1 pseudogene is annotated in these 435 nt (G+C 67.8%); it reads left to right on the forward strand.

Annotated features, from left to right (window positions below):
* Positions 1-435 (forward strand): annotated as a pseudogene (locus tag J5M58_RS27155) (xylulose 5-phosphate 3-epimerase); the annotation flags it as partial.

Below are 435 nucleotides of genomic sequence, written 5' to 3' on the forward strand. Positions count from 1 at the left end.
GTTCAGCGCCTCACGCGCGGGCCGGGGGCTGGAGCGGGACAACCCACTGGCGGTGCGCCGCCCCATCGAACCGTCGATCCCCGAACTGCATTACCGCAGCGATTTCTGCTCGCCGATGGCGGCCCTGGACCGCTTCTACGTGGACCTGTGCGCGGCGAACACCGACCTGCGCGCTCGCGTCGGCAACCCGGACGAGCTGGCGAGCAATCGCCTGGGCGGTGTCCTCAAGGCGCTAAAGCATCGGGTATGCGAGCCGGAGAGTGAGCTGGAAGCAGTCGACGGACGGGTGATCACCGCCCTCAACGAGGAGGCGGTGGTCTCCGCCTGCCTGGCCAACCAGGGCGGGCTCAACCTGGTGGCGAGCTATGAAGCCTTCTGCGTGAAGATGCTGGGTGCGGTGCGCCAGACGCTCATCTTCGCCCGCCAGCAGAAGGA

The organism is Pseudomonas sp. 32_A (genome assembly GCF_017490905.1).
Classification (GTDB): domain Bacteria; phylum Pseudomonadota; class Gammaproteobacteria; order Pseudomonadales; family Pseudomonadaceae; genus Aquipseudomonas; species Aquipseudomonas inefficax.